Consider the following 7,509-nt stretch of genomic DNA (forward strand, 5'->3'; position numbering starts at 1 on the left):
AGGCTCTCGCATGCCCAACATCAACACCGTCACGGTCGTCGGCGCCGGCTACATGGGCGGCGGCATCGCCCAGGTCCTCGCGCTCAACGGCTTCCAGGTCCAAATCGCCGACGTGAGCGTCGACGCCACCCGGGAGGCACTCACCCGACTCGAACGAGAGGCCAAGGAGTTCGAAGAACAAGGCCTGTTCGACGAGGGCAGCGCCAAGACCATCATGGGGAACCTCACGGCGGGCGAGAGTCTCGACGCTGCCGTCGCCGACGTCGACTTCGTCATGGAAGCCGTCTTCGAGGATCCCGACGTCAAGAAGGAAGTCCTGGCACGGATCTGCGCGAGCGCGCGTCCCGACACGATCATCGGCACCAACACCTCCACCATTCCGGTCAAGGTCTTGGTCGACGCGGTCACCAATCCCGAGCGGTTCCTCACCGTTCACTTCTCCAACCCCGCGCCCTTCATACCCGGCGTCGAGTTGGTCGCGGGCGAAGCCACCACCCAGGAAGTCATCGACTCGGTGAAGGACCTCCTCGTGCGGGCGGGGTGTGAGGGCGCGCAGGTCGCCGACACACCCGGAATGGCGCTGAACCGCCTGCAGTACGCACTGCTCAAGGAGGCCACCTTGATCGTCGAACAGGGTGTGGCCACGAAGGAGGACGTCGACACCATCGTGCGCACCACCTTCGGCTTCCGACTGGGATTCTTCGGTCCGTTCGCCATCGCCGATCAGGCCGGACTCGACGTGTACGTCAAGGGATTCCGCACCCTGGAGAACGAGTTCGGTGAGCGCATGGCCACTCCCAAGCTCCTCACGGACAACGTCGACGCGGGCCGTCACGGAACCAAGAACGGCAAGGGGTGGACGGGCGACTTCGACGACGACACCAAGGCAGCAGTGATCGCCTACCGGAACAAGGCGTACTCCCGCATGGGTGATCTTCTGCGCGAACTCGGTCCGGCGCCGAAGGGATCCTCATGGACGAAGTAGTCCTCGCGGAGCGGCCCACCGCCCTGCTCATCGTCATCGCGCTCGCTGCCATCGCGGTGTTGCTCGTGCTGATCGTCAAGGTCAGGCTGCACGCCTTCTTCTCGCTGATCGTGGTCAGCGTGCTGACCGGTCTCGCCGCCGGCATCGGCATGGGCGACGTCGTAACCGTGGTCATCGCCGGCTTCAGCACCACCGTCGGTACCGTGGCCCTACTGGTCGGCTTCGGCGCCGTTCTCGGCCGGCTGGTCGAAATGACCGGTGGCGCACAGACTCTCGCCGACAAGATGCTGGACAAGTTCGGTGAGAAGCGCGCGCCGCTCGCGCTCGCGGTGGCCTCGCTGTTCTACGCGTTCCCGATCTTCCTCGACGCCGGCTTCATCGTCATGCTGCCCATCATCTACACCGTGGCCCGCCGCCTGGGCGGGTCGTTCATGCTGTACGTGCTGCCGTCCATCGGCGCATTCCTGATGATGCACGCGCTGACACCGCCGCACCCCGGACCCACCGCCGCCGCGACGGTGATGGGCGCCGACATCGGCATGGTGGTCATCGTCTCGCTGCTCGTGGGCCTGCCCACGTGGTACCTCGCCGGGTACCGGCTCGGTCTGCTCATCGCCAAGCGCTATCCGAACATGCCGGTGCCGAACCTGCTCGGCGAACCGAAAGACTATCCCGAGGACGAGCGGCCGGGGTTCTGGACCATCATGTTCGTGCTGCTGCTGCCGCTGGGATTGATCTTCTTCAACACGGTGTTCTCGACGCTCGAGGCAGACGGCGCCGTGACCGACGACAACATTTTCTATCAGCTGTCCCGCCTGATCGGGACGACGTCGATGGCTCTGCTGATCACGGTCCTGCTGGCCATGGTGTTGCTGTATGTCCTGCCCCGGCGCCGCCGCGGCGAGTCGATCGGCGGACTGCTGGAAGACCTCGTCGACGATGCGCTGGCGCCGGTCTGCTCCATCATCCTGATCACCGGTGCGGGTGGTGCGTTCGGCAGAATTCTCACCGAGACCGGGATCGGTCAGACCCTGGCCGACGGCCTGGACGCCTGGGGCCTGCCGGTCATCGTCGCCGGCTTCCTGATCGCGATCGTGTTCCGAGTCGCGCAGGGCTCGGCCACCGTCGCTGCGACGACCGCGGGTTCGATCATGGCCCCCGCCGTGGTCTCGATGAACCTCGGGGCGATCCCACTGGCCGCCGTCGTCGTCGGTATCTGCGCAGGCTCGATCACGTTCTCGCACGTGAACGACTCCGGCTTCTGGCTCATCGGGCGCTTCTGCGGTTTCGACACGGTGACCACGTTGAAGACGTGGACGGTGATCGCCACGGCGATCGGGTTCATGAGCTTCGCCCTGGCTTCGGTGGTCTACGTGGTCGCCAGTTGAGGCGATCGTCGACGCGTTTGAACCCAGTGCACCTGCTCGTCGTGAGCCCCCTCGTCATCCCCGTCGAGCGACGATGACCGGCATCCGAGCGGCGTGCACCATTTTCGAGCTGACCGACCCGAGAAGCATCCCGGCGAAGCCACCGCGACCGTGGCTACCCACCACGGTCAGCTGTGCAGCCTCCGATGCGGCGACTAGCCTCTCGGCGGGGTCACCGTCGACCAGGCGGTGTTCGACCGTGACGTCCGGATAGCGCTCCGCCCAACCGGCCAATCGTTCGCCGAGCACTTCCTTGCCGATCTCCAACTGCCGGTCCCAGTCGACCCCGATCCAGTCACGCAAGTCGTCGTCGAACCAGCCGTGCATGGCGATCAAGTCGACCGCGCGCCTGGATGCTTCGTCAAAGGCGATGGCCGTGGCGAGCTCGGAGGCCGGCGACCCGTCGATGCCGACCAGGACCGGCGCCTCGGAGGGGTGGTCCATCAGCGGATCCTCGTCGTGGATGACCGCGACCGGGCAGTGCGAGTGGTGAACCAACCCGGTACTCACCGAGCCGAGCAGCATGCGCTGCAGAGCGCCCTGGCCTCGGCACCCGACGACCACCATGTCCGCGTCCTTGGAGAGATCCACCAGGGTCGGCACCGGCGTGCCGGCACACGACAGCTCGGTGACGGTGATCGGGCTGAACTGCTCGACGGCCCGATCGGCCACACGGCGGGCCTTGGCGAGTATCTCCAGGCCGTTCTTGACGCGCCACTCCGAAAAGCCGTTGAGTAGCGCGGGTTCCGGCCACATGCCGACCGGTGGTTCAGCCAGCACGTGAACCAGAGTCAGTGGGATGTGCCGTAGGGCGGCGTCTCGCGCAGCCCAGTCGGTGGCGGCCAAGCTCGACGGAGAGCCGTCGACGGCCACGATCATTCCGTGATGTGTTGCGTTGCTGGACATGTCACTTCTCCTCATTGTCGGTTGATCTGGGTCGACGTCGTTGAGATTGCCTGGTCTCCTGGCGCCTCTCGACCGGCGGGCGCTGGGCCGGTTGTGGACCGAGCGTCTGTGACTCGGTACTACCGTGACCGCCACCGCGCCGGTCTACTAGTGCCGAAGGTCCTCTCGCGCGACCTCGATACGCGACCGAATACCCCGTCCACGCGGCGAAGGACGTTGTACCCGCGGGGAAGGGGTCGAAAGGTAGCTCCCCCGCGCTTCGCCACCCAATACCGTTGCCGTTCATCGGGCAACCTCGTCGGTGACCGCGACTGGTGGAGCGAAGACGTGGCTGACAAGCAACACGATGTTGACCGCGAGCCGTCAGCGGACCTGTATCGGGTGGTTGCCGTCGTCGTCGTGGTCCTGGGCCATTGGCTGCTCTCGGCGGTGACGTATCAGGACGGCCGGTTCGGTTACGACGAAGTGCTCGCCGAGCTGCCGTACACCCAGTGGTTGACGTGGTTCTTCCAAGTGGTGCCGGTGTTCTTCGTCGTGGGTGGCTATGCAAACGCCGGATCGTGGATGAGACAGCAGGCGCTCGGCGTAACCCGAGGCACCTGGATACGCCACCGAGTCAGCGGCCTGCTCGGCCCGGTGACCGCGTACGTCGTGGTCGTCGCCGCCGTCGTCGCGATATCGTCAGGCCGCGTGGATGATTCACTCGTGGCGATGTCCACCTGGGTGGTTTCGCTTCACTTGTGGTTCGTGCCGATCTATCTCGTCATGATGACTCTGACTCCGTTGGCGGTCGCCGCGCACCGCCGATGGGGAATGTGGGTGCCCGCCTCGTTGATCGTGGCAACTGCCGGCGTCGACTTCGTCACCCGTAGTGGCCATCTCACAGAGTTCGGCATGGCGAACTACGTGATCTGCTGGGGAGCCATCTTTCAACTCGGCGTCGCATGGCACGGCGGAGCGCTTCGCCGTCCGCTACTACTCGCGGCTGGAGCGGCGGCCGTGCTGGCGTCGCTGATCGGGCTAGACCTCTATCCGGTCAGCATGATCGGGGTGACCGGTCAGACGGTTCAGAACACATCTCCGCCGACTGTTGCCCTGCTTGCCTTGGCTTGCACTCAGGCTGGGCTCATGGTGGCTGCCGCACCGGTCATGACAATTCGGCTGCGGCGCGCGCCGTGGCCTCACCTCTTGCGCGCCGCGAACGACAACGTCATGAGCCTCTACCTCTGGCACATGGCCCCGGTGGTCGCCCTGGCCCTCGCCTGCTACCCGAGCGGCCTGCTGCCGCAAGCCGCGCTCGGCACGGACTTCTGGTGGCGACTGCGCCTGGTCTGGATCGTCATGCTGTGTGTGACGACGGCCGCGGAGCTCACGCTGCTGTGGCTGGGACGTTCGGTGTTCGCGCAACCGCTTCCGGCCCTGCGGGTTCCACTTCCGACGTCGTGGTCGGGCCCGCTGCTCGTCGTCGGCACCGCCGCCGCGGCCCTGTCGCTACTCCGCGTTTCTGCCCATGGTTTCGCACCGGGTGGACACCTGTCTGCGTCGACTTTCGCAATCTTCACCGTCGGCATACTCCTGGTCGCGGTCAACCCGACTGGCGGCCGTCATGGGCGGGTAGTCCACGGGGTATCCACGAGTGCACCACTGGAGGGCACGTTGCCATGACGCCACAGCGCACCATGAACGCCTGGGTGGTCGACGACCCCGGCCCGATCGATTCCCATCCCATGCGGTTCGTCCGCAAACCGATACCACGGCCCGCCCCCGGGGAGGTGTTGGTGCACGTTGACGCGTGCGGTGTCTGCCGCACCGATCTCCACGTCACAGAAGGGGACCTGCCCGTACATCGCCGGCGGATCGTTCCCGGCCACGAGGTCGTCGCTACCGTCGTCGAACTCGGCGCCGGCGTCAGCTGCCACTCGGTCGGAGACCGGGTCGGCGTGGCGTGGCTCCGCGCGACGTGCGGTCGGTGTCGCTACTGCGTGCGTGGTGCGGAGAACTTGTGTCCGCACTCGCGCTTCACCGGATGGGACGACGACGGCGGATACGCCGAATATTGCACGGTGCCAACCGCGTTCGCCTATGGTCTGCCGACCGGCTATGACGACGACGAGCTGGCGCCACTGTTGTGTGCGGGGATAATTGGCTACCGCGCCCTGATGCGCGCCGATCTCCCCGACCACGGTCGGCTTGGTATCTACGGCTTTGGCGGCAGCGCTCACCTCACCGCGCAGATCGCTCTGGCGCGGGGCGCAACGGTGCACGTGATGACGCGCGGCGATCGCGCGCGCAGGCTGGCACTCGACCTGGGGGTTGCCTCGGTGAGTGGTGCTCATGATCCACCGCCGGAAGCGCTGGACAGCGCGATCCTGTTTGCACCTGTCGGCGACCTCGTCCCCATCGCGCTACGTGCCCTGGACCGCGGCGGCGTGCTGTCCATCGCCGGCATCCACCTCACCGACGTTCCCATCCTCAACTACGAGCGAGAACTGTTCTACGAAAGGGAGATTCGCAGTGTCACCGCGAATACCCGCGATGACGGACGCGAGTTCCTTCGCTTCGCCCAGGAGCACCGGCTGCAGGTGCGGACCCACGCCTACCCGATGGACCACGCTCAGCAAGCCTTGAGTGACCTCAAGGCCGGACGCTTCGATGGTGCCGCCGTACTGCGAAGCGGGACCTGAGCCGATCACCCACCTGCTCGTGCTCACCTACGCCGACCTCGCACCTCAAAGACGACGTCAGCGCACACTCACGTCTTCGCCGGTGACCGAGGTGATGTCACCGGCGGTGGTGACGAACAGCTGCCTCGTCAAGTGCGTGAGCGCCCGCGCGACGGCAAGCTCCTCACCGGTCCGCGTTGGATAGTGGTCGTCGGGATCGATGTCAGCCTCGCCGACACCGACCAAGTCGGCGTAGCGCCAGTGCAGCCGCGCCGTGGCCGTGGTGTGGTCGTCGTGGCGGTGCACGGTGATCTTCACACGGTACTTCGCGTCGTCGTCGTCTTGGTCGTTGTCGTCGTGGTCGTGATGGTGGCCCATGCGGCGCTCCTCGCAGAGTGGTGATCGGTTGGCTTCAACTCTCACCCTTGGCGCCGTCGACCTGTAGGGCCGTTGGTCCTCGGGGTGACCGTGAGTGCGACCGCCGCAGGGAATGAGCGGCTCCGTTGGTGACATTCGGCCCTGTCGGTTCAATCGACGCACGAATACCGTCGCAGGCAACCATTCGGCCCCCGGTTGGAGATCAGATGCTCGACACGTCCCCGCCGTCCCCCGCCGTCGTCGTCGGCATCGACGGATCCCCCGCCGCCGTCGAGGCAGCGCTATGGGCCGTCGACCAAGCTGTGGACCGCGACGTTCCATTGCGCTTGCTCTACGCGATCGAACCACCACACTTGGGACGTCGCGACCACCGGTCGTTGACCCACGACTTCGTCACGGCCGAGACTGCGGTGCGGGCCGCGTCGATGGCCGTCGAAGCAGCAGACCGCCCGGTCAAGATCGAGGTGGAGATCGTGCACGGTCGCTGCGTCGACGCATTGGTAGCGGCATCGAAGTCGGCTGCCATGGTGTGCGTCGGAGCATTGGGCGTCGACGGGGCCGACGGTGGCCGGATGGGTTCGACACCGCCTGCGCTGGTAACGCGGGCCCACTGCCCGGTCGCCGTCGTGCGCGGACCGAGGTCGACGCCGACTGCCGACGGATGGGTGACAGCGATCGTCGACGGTTCCGCCGACGTCGACGTCGTATTGGGGCACGCGGTCGACGAGGCCTGCCGACGCTCGGCTCCCCTGCGTGTGTTGATGGGCCGCCGTCCGGCGTTCCCCGAGATACAGGATGCCAACCTCGGCGCGGAGAGCACTCGCACGGCAACGGCCGACCTCGAACGTTCGTTGGCGTGCTGGCAGACTCGCCACCCCCAGTTGGACATGAAGGCCGTCACCGTCCCCGGCAACCCGCTCAACTACGTCGCCCGACATGCCCGTTCGATCGGCCTCGTCGTACTTGGTCACCTGGCCGGTGACCAGTTGTACGAGTTGACCCCACTCACCGACGAGGACGAGCTCGACTTCTCGGTGCTGGTCTGCGAAGAGCCAAGCGCGCCATGACCTACACCCGTCACAATGGCCAAGAGTTAGACGACTTTGCGCACTCCACTCGAAAGGGCGTAACGATGGTCAGGGTGTTCCTC

Annotated in this window: 7 protein-coding genes; 5 read left to right on the forward strand and 2 right to left on the reverse strand. The window is 66.0% G+C overall.

Translation table 11 applies throughout. From position 1 onward, the window contains the following. Nucleotides 1-10: 10 nt before the first annotated feature. Nucleotides 11-985 carry a 3-hydroxyacyl-CoA dehydrogenase family protein gene (locus tag B1790_RS14375; RefSeq protein WP_079923896.1) on the forward strand — a complete coding sequence of 325 codons (975 nt, stop codon included), beginning with the start codon at nt 11-13 and terminating at the stop codon, nt 983-985. Beyond that, nucleotides 973-2,373, forward strand: a complete 1,401-nt coding sequence (locus B1790_RS14380) for a GntP family permease (protein WP_079923897.1) — start codon at nt 973-975, stop codon at nt 2,371-2,373. The genes B1790_RS14375 and B1790_RS14380 overlap by 13 nt, the downstream gene beginning before the upstream one ends. A gap of 54 nt (nt 2,374-2,427) precedes the next feature. On the opposite strand, the gene B1790_RS14385 is transcribed toward B1790_RS14380, so the two are convergent. Next, on the reverse strand, nt 2,428-3,318 hold the full coding sequence (locus tag B1790_RS14385; protein WP_079923898.1) for a universal stress protein: 891 nt from the start codon (nt 3,316-3,318) through the stop codon (nt 2,428-2,430). A 327-nt stretch (nt 3,319-3,645) separates the two neighbouring features. On the opposite strand from B1790_RS14385, the gene B1790_RS14390 reads away from it, so the two are divergent. Both B1790_RS14390 and B1790_RS14395 read left to right on the forward strand, forming a co-directional pair. Next, a complete protein-coding gene (locus B1790_RS14390; protein ID WP_233165119.1) occupies nt 3,646-4,983 on the forward strand; it encodes an acyltransferase family protein in 1,338 nt (445 codons plus the stop codon). Nucleotides 4,984-4,997: 14 nt separating this feature from the next. Continuing rightward, a complete protein-coding gene (locus B1790_RS14395; protein ID WP_198952003.1) occupies nt 4,998-6,002 on the forward strand; it encodes a zinc-binding alcohol dehydrogenase family protein in 1,005 nt (334 codons plus the stop codon). 57 nt (nt 6,003-6,059) lie between these two features. Here B1790_RS14395 and B1790_RS14400 read toward each other — a convergent pair whose 3' ends face one another. Then, the gene (locus B1790_RS14400; RefSeq protein WP_079923901.1) at nt 6,060-6,359 is read right to left on the reverse strand and encodes a dsRBD fold-containing protein; all 300 of its coding nucleotides are present in this window, start codon (nt 6,357-6,359) and stop codon (nt 6,060-6,062) included. A 206-nt stretch (nt 6,360-6,565) separates the two neighbouring features. On the opposite strand from B1790_RS14400, the gene B1790_RS14405 reads away from it, so the two are divergent. Beyond that, complete coding sequence (locus tag B1790_RS14405) at nt 6,566-7,426, forward strand: universal stress protein (RefSeq protein ID WP_079923902.1); 861 nt, start codon at nt 6,566-6,568, stop codon at nt 7,424-7,426. Nucleotides 7,427-7,509 lie beyond the last annotated feature (83 nt).

The organism is Mycobacterium sp. AT1 (genome assembly GCF_002043095.1).
Taxonomy (GTDB): Bacteria; Actinomycetota; Actinomycetes; order Mycobacteriales; family Mycobacteriaceae; genus Mycobacterium.